The 15666-nt window shown below is 28.7% G+C and carries 15 protein-coding genes; 4 read left to right on the top strand and 11 right to left on the bottom strand.

Annotated features, from left to right (window positions below):
- Nucleotides 1–2 precede the first annotated feature (2 nt).
- From EW093_RS00880 to EW093_RS00890, 3 genes are all read right to left on the bottom strand, one after another.
- A complete protein-coding gene (locus EW093_RS00880) occupies nt 3–1169 on the bottom strand; it encodes an FHIPEP family type III secretion protein (protein ID WP_149566577.1) in 1167 nt (388 codons plus the stop codon).
- Between the two features lie 72 nt (nt 1170–1241).
- Entirely contained in the window at nt 1242–2165 is a 924-nt protein-coding gene (locus tag EW093_RS00885; protein WP_149566578.1) for a helix-turn-helix transcriptional regulator, read from the bottom strand.
- 91 nt (nt 2166–2256) lie between these two features.
- Nucleotides 2257–4383: a PHP domain-containing protein gene (locus tag EW093_RS00890; RefSeq protein ID WP_149566579.1), complete on the bottom strand. Its 2127-nt coding sequence runs from the start codon at nt 4381–4383 to the stop codon at nt 2257–2259.
- 721 nt (nt 4384–5104) lie between these two features.
- Between EW093_RS00890 and EW093_RS00895 the strand changes: the two genes are divergently transcribed.
- Nucleotides 5105–6454 (top strand): DDE-type integrase/transposase/recombinase, encoded by a 1350-nt coding sequence (locus tag EW093_RS00895; protein WP_149566580.1) that lies wholly within the window; start codon nt 5105–5107, stop codon nt 6452–6454.
- The gene (locus tag EW093_RS00900; RefSeq protein ID WP_149566581.1) at nt 6444–7247 is read left to right on the top strand and encodes an ExeA family protein; all 804 of its coding nucleotides are present in this window, start codon (nt 6444–6446) and stop codon (nt 7245–7247) included. The genes EW093_RS00895 and EW093_RS00900 overlap by 11 nt, the downstream gene beginning before the upstream one ends.
- A 656-nt stretch (nt 7248–7903) precedes the next feature.
- Here the strand turns inward: EW093_RS00900 and EW093_RS00905 are convergent.
- The 4 genes from EW093_RS00905 to EW093_RS17205 form a co-directional block, all read right to left on the bottom strand.
- Nucleotides 7904–8479: a hypothetical protein gene (locus tag EW093_RS00905; RefSeq protein ID WP_149566582.1), complete on the bottom strand. Its 576-nt coding sequence runs from the start codon at nt 8477–8479 to the stop codon at nt 7904–7906.
- A 258-nt stretch (nt 8480–8737) separates the two neighbouring features.
- Nucleotides 8738–8866, bottom strand: a complete 129-nt coding sequence (locus EW093_RS17765; RefSeq protein ID WP_281283456.1) for a hypothetical protein — start codon at nt 8864–8866, stop codon at nt 8738–8740.
- The gene (locus EW093_RS00910) at nt 8863–10032 is read right to left on the bottom strand and encodes a 3'-5' exonuclease (RefSeq protein WP_149566583.1); all 1170 of its coding nucleotides are present in this window, start codon (nt 10030–10032) and stop codon (nt 8863–8865) included. The genes EW093_RS17765 and EW093_RS00910 overlap by 4 nt, the downstream gene beginning before the upstream one ends.
- A gap of 97 nt (nt 10033–10129) precedes the next feature.
- On the bottom strand, nt 10130–10957 hold the full coding sequence (locus tag EW093_RS17205; RefSeq protein ID WP_187759769.1) for a coiled-coil domain-containing protein: 828 nt from the start codon (nt 10955–10957) through the stop codon (nt 10130–10132).
- 113 nt (nt 10958–11070) lie between these two features.
- Here EW093_RS17205 and EW093_RS00920 point away from each other — a divergent pair, with 113 nt between their 5' ends.
- Nucleotides 11071–11490, top strand: coding sequence for a YkvA family protein (locus EW093_RS00920; protein ID WP_149566584.1), 420 nt, complete (start codon nt 11071–11073; stop codon nt 11488–11490).
- A gap of 49 nt (nt 11491–11539) precedes the next feature.
- The gene (locus EW093_RS17980; RefSeq protein ID WP_149566585.1) at nt 11540–11929 is read left to right on the top strand and encodes a YkvA family protein; all 390 of its coding nucleotides are present in this window, start codon (nt 11540–11542) and stop codon (nt 11927–11929) included.
- Here EW093_RS17980 and EW093_RS00930 read toward each other — a convergent pair.
- From EW093_RS00930 to EW093_RS00945, 4 genes are all read right to left on the bottom strand, one after another.
- The gene (locus EW093_RS00930) at nt 11926–12108 is read right to left on the bottom strand and encodes a hypothetical protein (protein ID WP_149566586.1); all 183 of its coding nucleotides are present in this window, start codon (nt 12106–12108) and stop codon (nt 11926–11928) included. The genes EW093_RS17980 and EW093_RS00930 overlap by 4 nt on opposite strands.
- Before the next feature lie 11 nt (nt 12109–12119).
- A complete protein-coding gene (locus EW093_RS00935; RefSeq protein WP_149566587.1) occupies nt 12120–13004 on the bottom strand; it encodes a helix-turn-helix transcriptional regulator in 885 nt (294 codons plus the stop codon).
- Between the two features lie 678 nt (nt 13005–13682).
- Entirely contained in the window at nt 13683–13913 is a 231-nt protein-coding gene (locus EW093_RS00940; protein WP_149566588.1) for a hypothetical protein, read from the bottom strand.
- The gene (locus EW093_RS00945) at nt 13900–15663 is read right to left on the bottom strand and encodes a hypothetical protein (protein ID WP_149566589.1); all 1764 of its coding nucleotides are present in this window, start codon (nt 15661–15663) and stop codon (nt 13900–13902) included. Before EW093_RS00945 ends, EW093_RS00940 begins: the two co-directional genes overlap by 14 nt.
- Nucleotides 15664–15666 lie beyond the last annotated feature (3 nt).

Genomic DNA, 15666 nt, shown 5'->3' on the forward strand with positions numbered 1-15666 from the left:
TCTTACTGACTAAGGTAGGCTTTTATTTTTTTAATTAAAAAGTTTACACCTTTTGAATTTGATGAGTTTTCAATTAATATTTCTAATATGCTTATAATATTTCTAATTGATATTTGCTCTTTTAATAACCCTTTAAGCACCTGGAGAATATCGCTAATGGTATACTCTTTATCTGTTTCTTCTAAAATAGCTGGGTAATTAACCTTTAAAGTATCCATTATATTTACCACGTCCTGTAAACCTAATAATTCATGGGCATAATTATGAATAATCTCATCTAAATGAGTAGCAATAATCGAAGGTGTATCGGCTACGGTATAACCTTCCACCTCGGCAAAAACTCTTATATCTTCAGTTATCCAGATTGCAGGAAGACCAAAAGCTGGATCTTTAGTCTTCGTACCTATTAACTTTTTCCTCTTTCCACCGGGATTTATTGCAAGATACTGACCTAAATTTATTTCACCCCTTCCAACTACAAAACCATTAAGTTTAATGATGTATTCTGAAGGATTAATTTTAATATTTTCCATAATTCTAATTTCTGGAACTGGTAAACCTAAACTCATAACAGTTTCATGTCTTATTTTGTTTATTCTGTCTAAAAGTTCTGAACCATACTCTTTGTCTATTAGTGGAATTAACCCATAGCCAAGGTCCAAACTTAATGGATCAATTGGAGTAAAGGAAGTTACATTATGCTTATCTTCAATAGAATCGAGTAACTTTTCTTCTATACATGATTGTAAATAATCCTTTCCTATATCACCTAATAAGGTTAATTTTTTCCACAGAACATCGATTATCCCTGGCTCTATATTTTGTCCATGCCCTATACCTCTAATTTTAGTAATTGTTCCATTGGTAAGCTTTATTAAAATTCTGGGAATGGAGGCTTCCATATTCAGGTCATTAGAATAATAGATGAGATATTCACCTTCTAATAATTGTTCAGTAACTGATGTTTCAGCACAAATACAGTAAGATTTTCTCTCAAAAGTTTTTTTATTAAGTAGCCCTTCTTGAAAAACACATTTATATTCTAGAAACTGATCCCAGTTAGTATTTTTACCCTTTAAAGAATTAACGAATGTTAATTGATCAGATTCATTGTTGTAGCTTATCCAGATACCATTTGTTATATTTAATTCATCTTCTGTATTGTTCATAATAGAATAATAAAATGTGGTAATGACAAATACTGTCACCTATATAAAAATAATTAAAAAAATTAAATATATCTATTCATACTTCTCAAGAAGTCTATTTGCATGCCAAAGAATTGATTCTATTACTCTATCGGATTCTAAAACTGTTATATGGTCTCCAAAAGTAATAGTCCATCTTGCAAACTCTTGAAGATTATGGACTTGTAAACTGAAAATATGTTTACCATTTTCATTTATATATTGTTGTGTAGAGTGTAAAGGTTGGGATAATAGTTTTAAATACATGGAATCGTCAACCTCAAACTTAACATCATCCTCAAATTCTTGTGGACCACTAACAAAAGTACCCCAACGGTTATTAATATATGCTAACTTCTCTCCAATTAAAATTTTGTTGTTACATTTATCCTTGGGAGTAATATTAACAATCTTACTAATAACAAAGTTTAATATTTTTTCATATCCATCATTAAAACAATAAAGATTGAGATACTCTGTCCCAGTATTTGAAATGATTCTTAGAGGTAGGATTAGGTAAGTTTTAATATTTCCTTCTTTATTATATTCGACCTCTAATATTCTATTTTGAATAAGAGCATCTAAAAGGTGTTTTAGGATCTTGTCATTAATATAATGTGCCCTATTTAATTTGGGAGCAATTTTATTCAATATATCATTTTTGAATATATTATTACTGGTTAAAGTTTGACCAAATGGAGATGTTTGAATAGCAGCGATAGTATACATATTATCAATACCTTTTAGCGTATCAAGGAAATTTGTATCGTATAGTCGATAACCTTCCCTACCACTCTCTATTAAACCAATTCCTCCCTCTTCAAAAGGAATATTAATATCATTTATATATCTAAATACTGTTCGCTTGTTTACACCTAACATATCAGCAATCTCTTGACCTGTCATCCAACTATATTGAGATAATTTGGCAAGAATCCTCATCATACGTTCAAATTTATTGCCCTCTTTTTCTGCCACTATAACCTCCAGGATCAAATAATAATTATAACTTTAATTTATCATGGATAAGAATAATTTACTATTTATGGTTTTTTTATTCATTAAAAAATCATAAATTTAACTCATCTAAAGTTTTAAAATCATTAGGGTAATTAACTTTTAAATATGCAATTTTATATCCATATAAGATATTATTTAAGTTACGAAACTTAGAAACAACTATATTTGAATAACTTATTAGTAGGTTTAATATTTCTTTTGCTTTTATTATATCATAACCATTTCCCACAGCCTTATTAATTAGTGTATCAATATTTTTATTATCATTTATATAATTGGTTCTAATAAACTCTGCTTCTTGTGAATTACAACCTAATAAGATAGTAAGTATATCAATTATTTGTTCTTTGAAAATTAAAACACCGTGGGTTTTGTTCAATACACATTTTATATTTTGATGAATATATTTTATTTTCTCTGGATTATTTTTTCCTTCTAAATATTTTGTTGTTATTTCTAATGGGGAAAAAGTAAAAGAGTCAATTGTAATTAGATCTTCAATGTTTTTTGGTTTATAAACTAATATATTACTTGCGCCTAGATTAAAGTCAAGATTGTGTAAATCAGAACGTTCTGCATCACATAAAAACTTAAAAGTAGATTCATCATCAGTGGGTATTTTAGCAATATTAAAGTTAGGTTCATAAGTTTTAATGGATTCCTCAATTTTTTTTAGCCTACTTAGTAATTTATATGGCATTAAAGATATATTCAGAACACCAAAATCCCAATTATTTTCCAATTTATATTGGCTTACAAGATGCCCACTATAAGGTTCTTTGTAAAATGGGATATAATTATTTATACTCTCTTTTGTAATTAATAAATTTGTAGAACTTACTTTTGTCTGCAATGGTGCTCCTGAAACAATATTTATATCTGCCATATAAGAACTAGATTTTTTAATTTTATACACAGAGATACCTAAAGCTTTTAAAGCTCTTTTTAACAGTTTTTCCCCGTTCAATCTAGGGAAGAAAAATATAGTTCTAGCACAATTTGCTTCACCATATTTTTTAATTAAATAATCAACGATTTCTTCTTTTCTTTCATAACATACATCGAGTGTAATAAATGGTATTTTACTTTTATCCAAGGAATAAAATAGATGAAGATTATATTTTATTGGATCTATATCTGATATAAATAACAAATACGCCACTAATGAACCCTTTATTTTTCCAGAACCTATAAAGAAAAAAATATCTTTATCTTCAGCAAATATTTTTAAATCCCAATGAATAAGGAAGTATATTGATAACTTTAAATCTGTAATCTGTTTAAGTTCTAGATTAATTCGTTCTACAACAGTCTTGGACTCTTCTATTTTTCTCTCTTTTAGCCCTTTAAAGCACAAATAATGCAAATATTCTTCAGGACTGTTATATAATTTGGGTATAAAAAAATTAGGCATTTCAACGTCTTTTACTTCAATATCAAAATGACATCTTTTGGCTATTCTAACAGTATTTTCTATTGCTTCTGGAAAATGTTTAAATAAGTTTGTCATTGTTTTGGTGGGTTTTAAATAGTATTCACTAGTTATGAAATCTTTTGTATTTGTTATCTTTCTTAGTAGACTATGGGCGCTGGAATGATTTTTTTCTAAATAACAAGCATAATTGGTTACTACTATAGGAATATTATTTTTGATTGATAAATTTAATAAGAATGCGTTTCTCTTTTCATCTTCTTCTAAGCCATGGTTCTGTAATTCTAAATAAAAATTATAATTTCCAAAAATATTGTGTAGTAGTTTAGCATGTAATTCTATATCTTCTTTTTTGGAATTAATAAAAGAAGATGTTGCTATTATCCCTTTCTTGTAAAGCTTTAAATCATTTAAAAAGATAAATGGATTATCATAGTCACCTTTTTTATAGCCTAAAGAAGATATCTTCATTAAATTTTTATACCCTTCAATATCTTCTGCAAATAGTAATAAGTTATGATTGATAACTTTATTAAAAACGACTTTTATTTCTAAACCTATAACTGGTTTTATATTGTTTTCTTTACATTTGGTATAAAACTCAATTATTCCGAACATGTTACCATAGTCAGTTAAGCCTAAATAGTTCATCCCATTTTCTTTTGCTTTAATTATTAGATCTTTGATTTTTATGGTACTTCTTCCTAGAGAGTAAGTGTTGATTCCCGAGCTATATGTAAACAAATATAATAATCTTTCCGATTTAATTAATTAGACCTGTAAGAGGAGATATTAAAAGAATGCGGGATTTCAATACCACGATCTTTCCCGCATTCTAAACAAAAAACTTACTATTATAATAATTGCAGATTTTTTTATTACAAGCTAAATAAACAATTTCATAAAAAACAGGATTTTTTGAACTGCATATGTCCTGTATGCTCAAATACATGCTTTACATACCACTGCAAATACCAAAAATATCATTACCACAGATCAATAATAATAATCAGGATTAAGTGCTTAAAATGTAAAAGTACTCATGCTCTAATTCCTGAATTCTCTCTTCCTAATACGAGTATAGGAACATTAGAAGCACAATTATATAAAAATCTTAGAGAGCAAAATGTATCACAAGTGAATGCATCACAAATCTTTTTGAACTTAGGTTTTAGTTCCAATTACGGGATTTCCCTTGAAAAAAGATTTAGAATCGCAGATCTAAAATCAAAAGCTCTTTTTACTAACCCAAATGATGAATTACATATACCGTCCAAAAGATCTATTTTAGATGTTAATAGATTATTTCTTGAAAGTGGATATAACCCACTCTATTTTTCCCGGAATAATATTCTGAGGATAAGAAAAATTAAACAGGGATTCCATTTACCACTTAATAAGCAGGGTTCCGTTATGAAAGATAGAGAACTAAATTCTTCATAGATATATTTAAAGGAGAAATTCTATGACAGAAGAAGAATTTAATTTAAAACGTGTAAAAATCTGTGAGTTTAGATACTCAGTCGTAGCTGAGCTGGGGAACCCCTATCTTGGGAGAGGTCAGCTAACACGATTAATAAAAGAAAAATCAAATAGAAATTATGCCATCCCTTATTCTAGCAGAAATTCACTCACCGAGGGCTGTATTAGACGCTGGTTTGCTCTTTACAGAAAATATGGAAAAGATGGACTTAATCCCAATATAAGAATAGATTCCGGGAAAAGCAGAACTATTAACGATAGAGAACAAACAGCCATAATAAGTATGCTGGAATCTAATCCTAAGTTGACGGCTACTGCTGCTGTCAAAAAACTTATTGATCAGGGAGTAATTAAAAATGATATCCCAAGCTCTACTTTATCTAGATTTATCCAATCAAATAGTTTGAGTTCTAAGAATAGGCAGTTAAATAGTGATAAAGAGAAGAATTTAAAATTCAATTTTTTCTATCCTATGGAATGTATTCAGTCCGATGTAATGTATGGTCCAAATATTCTAGATGATAAAGATGGAAAAGTAAAAAGAGCTATGCTTATGACGTTTTTAGATGATGCAACAAGAAGAATCATTTATGGTCGTTTCTCATTCTCAGAGAAATCAATTCTTTTTGAAGATGGAATAAAGCATATCCTACAAAGTCAGGGGATGATTGGGAAGCTGTATACAGATAACGGTTCAAGTTTTGTATCCAATCAGACAAAAAGAATTCTGGATATTCTTGGAATAACTCTACATCATAGCAAACCTGGGAGACCCCAAGGAAAAGGTAAACAAGAAAGATTTTACAGAACTGTAAGAGATCAGTTTCTTCGTCCACTGGATATAGATAGCGTAAAAGATATAAATGATCTGAATGCCAAATTTAATACATGGCTAGAGTGTGAATATCACCGCTCTCCACATAGAGGTTTAATAGATTTTATTACACCTATTGATGCCTGGATTGCTAAATCACAGCATATAAAACAGTTACCAGCAACCATAAATTTGGATAAGATATTCCTGCATTTTCTAACCAGAAAAGTATACAAAGATTCAACTTTTACCTTAGGGGGTACTCTTTTTGAAACACCCTCAATATTGATAGGGAAAAAAATAAATATATATTTTGATCCACACCCTCCAGTTAGTCGTGTTTTAGTTACATATGCTGGGAAAGAGTATGGATATGCTAGAATTGTTGATACATATGCAAATAGTATGGTTAAAAGGGGTTATTCTAGAAATGGAGATTTACAATCAGATGATATTAGTAACGAGTTTCATATAAATTTGACTGCTACTGATTTGGGAGATATTTATTATGACAAATAGGGAAATATTAGCTCATTTTAATCTATCCTCGGAGCCTTTTACTAGAGAAATAAAAACATCAGCACTTAAAAAACTTCCAGGAGTGAATAACGCTCTAGATCAGTTACAAATATTATTTGATACAAAGGGATTTGGAATACTCACAGGTCAATCTGGATCTGGGAAAACCTGTATATTGAGAATGGCTGTAGATGCTCTTAATCCAGGTATGTTTAAGCCATATTATATATGTCATACTTCTGTGGGAATACAGGAGTTTTATACTCATTTGTGTACCACATTTGGTTTACAACCTACGGGAAGAAGAGCTGCGATGTTCAAAAGTATTCATGAACATATTTTGAATATGCACAGAACTACTAATATTCATCCGGTTCTTATAATAGATGAGGCGGATAAATTAGGGACAGATATTTTACAGGAACTACGATTAATTGCAAATTTTAATTATGATTCTATTAATGCAATTACGATACTGCTTTGTGGTCAGGAACCACTTATTCAAAAACTAGGTCTCTCATCCTTAGAATCCCTTGCTAACTCCATTTCTGTAACGGTGAGGATAAAATCTTTAAATAAAGAAGAAACATTTTCATATATAGAACAGCGAATTAATGATGTTTCAACTGGAGGAAGTCTGTTTTCAAAGGGATCTATGAATTTGATACATGATGCTTCAAATGGAATTATGAGAGTAATTAATAATATGGCTCGAAATTCTTTATTAAAGGCACATTTAACCAATTCGCCAATTGTAGAAAAAGAGCATGTTCAGGCTGTATTAAGCAGATAAACATTTAGTGTCTCATTTTTATAGCGGGAATTCCCGCTATTTTTTTGCTCTAAATTATTTAGGGAATAGTTAAAGATATTAAAGGCAGGGAATTTTACTCTAAAGTTAATAAAATTTGAACTAATATTACAAGGGAATTCAAGCTATTTTAATTCGGGAATCAACAGTAAGTAGAATGTATGTTTAAATGTGCGAATTCCATAATTTAGTCCTTTATTTAATAGATTAAAGGTCTTTATGATTTAATTTTAAAAATTTAAATCTGAATAATGACCCTTTTTTTGTATCTATTTAAATGATAAAAGATGATGATGACAAAAATAGTCACCTATGAAATTATGTTTTATAAACTATATAAATATAGTTAGTAAAAATTTTAAATTACTGGAAAACCTTTGAAGTGTAATTGTGCCTCGTTAACCTTTCCTAGCTTTAATAATGTATTACCCACAGCATTAAAACTTTTTTATTAACATAAGTAACATATAGAGATAAAATATTTACATATTGCTATATTTAAATAACAATAATAAAGCGTAGCTTTAAGCCTTACGTTAGGGATACGTAGGGTTGCGCAGCAAAACTCACTTTTGTGAGGTCGAAGCGAAGCGTAGCCCGGAATAGCCCGGCCTGTTGTCTAACAGGCAACGCCCAAATCATTTATCAAACCTATTATTCTTTAAGTTTTTAACTAATGTCTCTAAGGAAGAAGCTATGACAAAATCATCTTTATTCATTTTAGGCAGGGTGTTTACTGCGCTACTATAATAATTACTGAATGATGTTATGTTTAACACAACGCGACTACAAGATGAACAATATCCTGTTGCTGAACCTCTTCCTGATAATGGTGACCCCCCGACGCTAATGACATATATTTTACCTGAACAACATTCACAATCTGTAGTCCACTTATCATTTGTCCACAAAGTTAATAAATCTCCTAAAAATAAATTTACTCTGCCTAAATTTCTAATATAAGCTGCACCTGCAAAAGAGTGTTCTATTGGTATCTGATAGTATTCTGGGGTTGATAATATAAGATCCAGATTATCTATAAATAACTCTAGATTTTCTATTAAAATTGTCACTACTGATGATATTTTTTTTACATATATAACTCTATCTGTTTTATTTACTCTATTTAAAAAACTAGAACTATTTTTGGTTGAATTACTTCCGATTATTTCTAGGTGTTCATTGTTATCTGGTTTTAAATATAAATACTCCATGTTTTTCCTCTTTTTTAACTGTCTTTTATGATATTGTAGTAATTTATATTGAGATTTTAAAACATGGATGCGAAGGGTTGTTTCGCACAAAAGAACTAATTTTATGTATTTTATTGTTTGTTAATTTACCATGTAACAAATTTAATGTAGTTAACATAACTTTTAGATGTTTGGTTGGTTAATTCCCGGATATTTATCTAAATGTATGGTTACTTTTTTAAAACAGAATCATTTTAAAATGGAATTCACACTTAGACTCTACTTTTCTTTTTCCCAAAAAGTTAATTCTTCCCACTTAGTTTTTTTACCTTTAGTAACTTCAGGAATATAAATATCCCTGAAACCTATAATCATCTCTTGTTTTTCTTCTTCTGTTGGGGGTCTCATATAAACCTGCCTTTAATTTCTTCATAACAATCTACTATGTCTTTTAATATACCTTTAGGTTTATCCTTAATAAAAATATTCAGATTATCCATTGCTCTTGTAAAAGCCACATATAAAAGATTACGTAATATTTCATCATTAGTTTCTGAATCATAATCCTTGGGCTCTTTAATATAGGGTATAGAGAGTAAAACAACAGGAAAATCTAACCCTTTACAACTGTGTAGAGTTGTAATTCTAACAGCATTCTCCTGGGAGAAATCAAAATTAGCTTCTGATGTATCTACATAACTAATATTTTCTGATTCAAGGGCCTTTAAAAGTTTTTTTGTTGTTGCATCCCTTAACGAATTAACTATTATTGCAATATTATGTTTTTCATACCCTAAATCGTCAATATAAATCCGTAATTGATCAGTTATGGCTTTAGTAATACTACCTTTAATTACATTAACTTCAGGTAGTGGTCCATCCCGATAGGAATCTATAACCTCTAGATCAATTTTATCATTGTGTTGTTTTAAAAAAGAGTTTGCAAAGTTTAAAATCTGATTAGTATTTCTAAAATTTTCATTTAGAGTGAAAGTACTTCCATGAAGATTTATTCCAGCTCTTTTATATGGGGATGTTGATGCAAATATCTTCTGGTTATTATCTCCGGCCATAACAATAATTCCTATAGTTAACTCCTTTAGGGCTGCCAAGGAAGCTGGTGTCATATCCTGAACTTCATCTACAAACATATATTGAACATCTCTTATGTTCTTATCCCCAGGGTGTTCTAATAAATAATTTAAAAGTTTATATCTTAAATATGGGAAGGTTACAGTTTTTTTATCCTCAAGCTCATGAATATATTTAATAAAACAACTCCAGACTTGTTCTCTTTCAGCTACTTTTAGGCCTTTAATCTTCATACCTGAACGAATAATTCCATCAGTTTTTACATATTCTGATTCAGTTACATTTCCTGCTAATAGAAAATCCTCGATCTCTACTAATAACTCTTTTTCATTTAACTTAACCAGATCACCTAATGGGATGTCGACTTTGTAATAAGGATCCAATGAATAATCTGGAAATATTGTTTTGAATTTATCAAGTAAAAATGAGTCTACGGTATTAATATCCCTATCATCTATATGATTTTCAAGAATATCTGCCATATAACTGTTATATTTTTTTAATGTTTTTGAATAAGTTAAAAGAACAATTCGACCTGTGCTTATATCTTCACCAATAAAATTTATTTTTTAGCATTAATTAATGCCTTAATAAGTACCAGGGATTTTCCTGTTCCTGCTGAACCTTTAATAAGGAAATCTTTTTTAGTGTAATTCTATTTATGGCTTCTTTTTGTGGAACTGATAATTTTAAAACACTCTTCTCATAATCGGCTCTAGTTCTTGTATATAGGGAAAACCTGCTTAAATAATGAATATAATCTTCTAAGGCCTTAGTATTTTCAGTCGATCCAGATAATTCTTGAATCTTACTCTCTAATACTATTTTATCTTCTTTTAAAACATCTAGACTTTCATTTTTGCTTTTTAACTTATGGTCTAAAACAGCTTTTTCTTTTTCAAGTAGCTCCAATTGATTTGAAATATTACGGCTATCCCCTACTTCAACTTCTAGCTTGGTTATCTTCTCTTTAGCTTTTAGAAGTTCTAATTGAAGTTTCTTAGCCTCAGACTCCCCTGTGTTAATACGATAATCCCAACTATCCAGAATTGTTCGTAATCCATTATAATCAATAGGGTCAATCTCACTTTTTTTTAAAAATGTAATGAAATTATGTGTAGATGATTCCGCATCAGTTGAAAATATCTGGCTAAAATCATGACGTACCTTATTGGTATTTATATGATCGACCTTTAACTTAGATATGAAGTTACGATGTAATTCTGGTTTAGATTTTCTGGAAAGATAACTATTATAACTAAACAGGGAATCTAAGAAGTAATCGCTACTCTGACCTGTAACATCTTTTATATACGACTCCATGAATGAGTGTAACCCCAATACATAGAATCCTAAATCTACTTTATGTAATTTTTCTAATCTTTCAAAGCTTTTTAAATATGACATAAGATATTATAGCTTAATTTATTTTATATCTACAACAAAAAAATTATGTGCCGACACAACCTTTCGCATCAAGTGATTATATTTTAAATATATTAGAAAAGAAGGATGAAATTATGGAAAACGAATTTGACAAAGAAAAACAGCAAGACGCCGTAAATGACTTTAAAGAACGAATGAATGAGTTTAAAGAAGAGGATGTTAAATCTACTGCACAGGATGGAGAACTGAAATTCAAAAGACTTTGGGAATCAATTCCTAAACCTCTGCTTGATTTATGGGATGATATTAAAGAGCTAATTTCCCTATTAAAAGACTTTGCAAGTAAGAGGTATACAGATATTCCCCTAAAATCAATTATTGCAATAGGAGCAGCTGTCGCATATTTTGTATCACCTTTTGATATTATCCCTGATGCTATCCCTATTATTGGTTATTTAGATGATGCTTTAGTTCTTAAATTTGCAATGGATTTAATAGTTGACGATCTTATCCAGTACAAAGCATGGAAAGCAGAAAAAAGGGAAGAAGATTAATTTTAAGATCCCCTTACCTGGGGATTATTTTACCTATTTGGAGTAAATAATGAATAAAAGTCCTGTGGATGATTTTAATGATAGAATGAAAGATTATAAAGTAGAAGATGTAGAATCAACAGTAAAAAGTAGTGAGGAGAAATTTAAAAATCTTAATGATTTTATCCCAAAACCTCTACTTGATCTTTGGGATGATATTAAAGCCCTGATATCCTTATTAAATGATTATTCCCATAAAAGATACACGGATATATCTATTAAGGTGATTATTGCAATTGGAGCTGGTATAACCTACTTTGTATCACCAATAGATGTAATTCCAGATACTCTACCTGTTATTGGTTACTTGGACGATGCAATAATTATCAAACTTGTTTTGGATCTTATATCAGTGGATTTTAATAAATACAAATTATGGAGAAGGAATAAAGATGTCTAAAACCTAATCATTTTTAAATGTTGTAGGCACTTGGCATCTACTTTAGCTTTTTCAAAAAAAGTTAATTCTTCCCACTTAGTTTTTTTACCATCTGAAACTTCTTTTATATAAAGATTCCTATAACTTTTAAGCATTTTTACTTTATCTTTTGGCCTTTGTGGTATAAATCCATTTAACATAAAAACTCCTTTTATTTTGTTAAATAGAGTGATAATTCATTATCAATACTCTCTTTTAATAATAAAGGTTCAATAACTTCTAATCGTGGAATCCAGTATTTAACCAATGCCTGTATCTCGTCTATAAAAGAGACATTTAAGATAACAGTTAAAGATCCATCTTCTTCTTTGATAACTTCTACTTGTCCTGGAAGTATAATCCTTTCTAAAAAATACTCACAAAATTCTGGTACTACTCTTAATTTTACAGTTGTATCTTCATTATTTCCCATCCATATGGAATCACTATTTTCAATTATTTCTAAAATAGAATTATCAGGAATAAATGTAGTTCCTAACTGATTTATTTTAAATATTTTTATCAGTCTGAAGGTTTTAAGTTTACCCTCATCCACACAACATACATACCATAATCCACTAATATTAAATAACTTATATGGTTCTACAGTATATCTTTTATCGTTGTAACTAATTCGAATATGATTATGTTTTTCAATTGCTTCGGAAATTATATTAAACTCATGTCTTTTATCTTTAGTGCTTTCTTTGAATGGGGATTTAATTAAAAATGAGTCTTTGAACTTGTGTTCTAGTATATCCTGGATAAAATAGTCATCTATATCTGGGAAGATTTCTGAAACACCGGATAATACAGCAAAGTTTTTAAGGTCGCTCATTGTAAGTATTCCTTGATATCTTCTATCCATCCAGTAGTTACCCTTCCCATCATCTTCAATGCCAAATATTGACAATCTTTTATTTAGGTCTGTCTGGATAGTTTTTGTACTAACATTAAATTCATCTGCCAATGCACGAACATTAACACTGGTATTACTGTTTAACTGATACAGTATATTTGCTATTCTTTCTGCTAGTTTTACTTCATTTTCGCTCATAATTAATACTAATCCATTTAGAATATATTTAAAAACATTTTATATATAAAAATTTGAAACGAAATATTTTTGATAATGATATTTCTGTTATGTTATGGAATTAAAAAAAATAATCACAAGAATTAAAGGACTATTGTGATAAATAGCACTAGAAGCCATTTTTTGTTTTTAAATATTTAACCCGTATTATTAGGTCATTGGCTTGATATGTTCCAGAAGTCACTGGGTAGATATGATATTGCTGAAATCTACCCAGAACTTCGAAAATGTCGAGAGTGTTATATTACTTATATAAAAAAATTATACTAATACCAATTGTATTAATTAAAACGAGTATAAAACTAATAATAGATATGATATTGTTTTTTGTTATGAATCTATAAATTATTTTATCTTTTGTATCAATACGATCCATTAGCTCATTAATATAAACTCTAAATTTATCGAGTTCTTCTTCAGACTTGGTATTATATGACTTAATGTCATTAACAATTTCTGATATTAAATTATTATTTTCATCTGATGAAGTTATAAACTTATCGACTTCTGTAATTAAGCTTTGAATTTTATTAACATTATAATTGTAACTAATTAAAGTTTTATTAAGGGTTTCAGATATTTTTTTATTATTGATATCAATATCAGATGCTAACTTCGAAACATCATCAATCGAGGTTTTTAGAACTTTATTACTTTCCGAAATGATTTGTTGAGTATTTTCTTTAAAATCTCCATCAAAAAAGATGAAATTGTATCATCTAACCCCTCTATCTTTTGTTTAAGAGGTTTAATAAGACTAGCTTCAATATCTTTAAGTCCAATACTTTCAATTAATATATCATGAAACATATTTTTAACATTCTGATTTAAACCTTCAAGAACATTATCATCTTGTTCATTTTCTTTCATTTTTATTCTCCATATTAACCAATCTCATGTTTAGTAAATCCTTCAGAGCGTTACTCATTAAATAACAATGTGTTAGATTTTTTAATCTTCTATTAACTGATATATTTGGTTTATTAATAATTTGTATTTTTTTATTCCAAACTTTTATATACTCTTCTTTTAGAATATGTGGATAATCTGTAAGTTGTTCAATTTCAATTTCAAGAATACGATAATTATTAAATATCACTTCATAATCATCTTTAATTTTAGTTGCTCTATTTACTAAATAATGTATGTTATGTAATTTCTTTGAATGATCAAATTTTTTATCTATATTTATTGGCACGGAATTAATATATTCATCAAAGTCTTTGCTAAGTAATTTTTGTAGACTTTGTGCGTCTCTATTTAGAATTGTAAATTTACTTTCATTATTAATTAATTTAATCTTATTATTAATAATATTATTATAAATAGAATCGTATTTGGAATTGTGTTTATTCAGAAAATTCTTTATATCTAAATCTAAAGAGAATAATTTTATCTCATTATGTGATTCATACTCTTGCAATGATTTTCTTAACTTATTTGTAAGTTCCGTATAATCAAAAAAACTAATAATTATTTCATCTATAGTTTCATTTATAATTAATTTATTTATTTTTTTATCTTTATGGTTAAGATTTTTGAAATTATTCCAGTTAATGTTTGATAAGTATTTGATTCCTTTATCATCAGCTATTTCACTGACTTTTTGTTTATATAATTTAATATGATTTCTAATTTTTTCATTATCATTATTAAAGTTGTCTATTTTATTTTTTTGATTTTTTATTATTTCATTTAAATTATCTATTCTCGATTTGAGTTTATTTAATTCAAATAAGTACTTGTCTCTCTGTCTTTTTTTAGATATCGGAGTACTAAAGATCCGCATAACTTTGGACATTGATGGTTCAATATTGTCCATCCAACTGACTATCTTATCTACCGATCGAATTCTTTCATCATCAATATTTTCATAGTCTACTTCTTTAAAAGAACAGGAGATGACAGGAGGTATGATATCTAATTTTAATTCTTTTCTAATTGTAGATGTCCAGTTTTCACCTGTATCATTAGCTAATTCTGTTGCAAATGTTACCAGAAGTAAACTATTTTGAGGCGAAACTTCTATCCTTTCTTTCATTTTATATTCGAAAGAACCTTTATATCCACCAAAATCACTAATTGCATTACCTGGAGCGACAAATACTACAATATCAGCAGTATTTACGAATTTTTCAGCTGCCCGTTGTGCAATAATAGCTTCAACTTCATCACGATTAGAACTGTAACCAGGTATATCAATGAATACAAGATCCTTCCTTCTCCACTTACCAGGTAATTCTATTTCTATATAACTATCATTTGATTCAACAAAATGTTTTTGTGAATCTCTTAAGTGTGCTATTTGACTCGTTAGACTTTCTAATTCAACTGAATTAATTTCAACAATTTTTCCATCTCTAGTCTTTGGAATATATCTAATTGGAACAGGAGTTGCACTATTACACTCTTTTTCATTACCTCTTAATGCTTTTATAACAGAATCAATTGTATAAAAATCTTCATCTAAGATTAAATGAACAAGTGCAGTAGTTTTTCCAGACTGAGCTTTACCTATAGTTGCTATAACTAATTGATTGTCTATGTTCGTTGTAGTTATATTATCAAATGTCTTAGCTGCATTTAAAGCCCAACTCCAATGGTCAAAAGATTTCTTCATTTA

Origin of the sequence: Thiospirochaeta perfilievii (assembly GCF_008329945.1) — a bacterium.
GTDB lineage: Bacteria > Spirochaetota > Spirochaetia > DSM-2461 > DSM-2461 > Thiospirochaeta > Thiospirochaeta perfilievii.